This window comes from Lacrimispora amygdalina, assembly GCF_003432035.1.
GTDB classification, from domain to species: Bacteria; Bacillota; Clostridia; order Lachnospirales; family Lachnospiraceae; genus Lacrimispora; species Lacrimispora amygdalina.
Genome location: NZ_QOHO01000151.1, coordinates 1 through 1613 on the forward strand (window position 1 = coordinate 1; position 1613 = coordinate 1613).

The window sequence follows — 1613 nt, forward strand, 5'->3', positions numbered from 1 at the left end:
CATAAAGAGATGGATGGAAGAATCGTATTAGCAAAAAATAAAATCTCGGGTGAGAAAGATTATATAGTATTGAACGAGACCTGCGAGTTACTGCCCGTAACAGATGATATGGCTTTGTGCCATCCGAAAATGCAGAATGAAAGCAAAAAGCTGGTTGTAAAAGATGCTGAATCTGCATGGTTTTTAAGATTAGATAACATAACAAAGTATGGTACTTCACCACATTATGAACAGATATTGACACAGCCATCTGAACCGCTTATCTTTTTAAACATTGAAGCAGTTCCCGGTGCAACCTGCCTTGTGTGGGAACATATTTTAGACAGCAACGGCAGACCATGTCCTAATCCACGCGTTATTCTGCCAAGAAAATTGGTGCCAAAAGCTATTGATGTGCCGGTTGAGGTCGATGTGAGAAGCTTTGGTGTGCGCACCCCATCATGCACAAAAGAAAATCCTACTTACGGTATTATGGGGATTTTTCATGTATTACCGCCAGCGCTGGCCTGGTTATGGCGTCTGGTAGCACCAAGAGGGTTTAACAACCCAAGTATTATTGATAAAGCTGAGATGTCAAGCGAAGGAGTAGGCTCATATTGGCCATTTGCTACTGGAAAGATGGTTAATCAGGCAAATCTCATGCTTGAGCAGATTTTGAAATCCATGAACACACGATATGTATTGATACCAAATCAGCATATTGGTGCATATGAAGTCAGTTTTATGCCTCAGTGGATAGCAAGAGAGTATATTGCCCGCAGAGGCAGCGCAAAATTTAAACCTGAACATTTAATTGAGGCACGTTGTCCGCTCCTGGGCTTTGGACTAGATTCATTAAAAATTGACGGTCAATATATAAGAAAAGTATTTCTTCAGCCGGAAACTCAAAAAGAGGTTGGGGTAGAAGGATATGATGCTGGCGCAAAAATATTGAACGACTTTTTTGCACAAGAGCTTGAAAAATACAATACAGAACAACTTAACCCATTGGGAAGGCAGATTATTGATTTGTTCTATAATCATGCAACTGTTGAACAGTATATGGATTTAATACCAATGAGATATTAGTGTGAGTATATTATGATCAATAAAATGAAGAACATAGATATTAGCTATAAAGATTTTATCCCGGCTTTGTCAGGACTTATTGGAAAAATCGCACTTGTTACCTCGTTTGCTTTGGTATGGGCGCAGGAACTTTCTATCACGAATCCTGATTTTGTTTTGGAGAATGTAAGAATTGAGATTCTGATCGGAAGTATTATCACATTGATTGCTTCTTTTCTATACCCAAATGCGGCACCTGCAGGTACATTGGCACCTCTGGTTGTGTTGATTCCTGTTATGTCTGCATTTGGGGTACATCCCCTCATATTGGGAATTACAGTTGGTGTTTTGGGTATTTTGGCAGTAAGAAGCGGACTGTTTAAATATTTGCTGGATTTATCGGGGTTTACATGCAAGACAAGTATTACCCTCACATTCGGGATCTCAGGAGTATGGATGTCCATTCAAAAATTATATGCTTTTTTTGATGAGAAAAAACATGTTTTTTGGATATTGACAGTTGTTCTTATTATCGTTTATCTTATTTTATTTTATTTCAAAAAAAA

At 38.4% G+C, this 1613-nt stretch carries 2 protein-coding genes; both read left to right on the forward strand.

Going from position 1 to position 1613, the window contains the following annotated elements; translation table 11 throughout:
* On the forward strand, positions 1–1068 hold a 1068-nt coding region (locus DS742_RS28360; protein ID WP_117420252.1), incomplete at its 5' end, for a DUF4914 family protein.
* 12 nt (positions 1069–1080) lie between these two features.
* A partial coding sequence (locus DS742_RS28365; RefSeq protein WP_117420253.1) for a DUF3360 family protein occupies positions 1081–1613 on the forward strand: 533 nt, incomplete at its 3' end.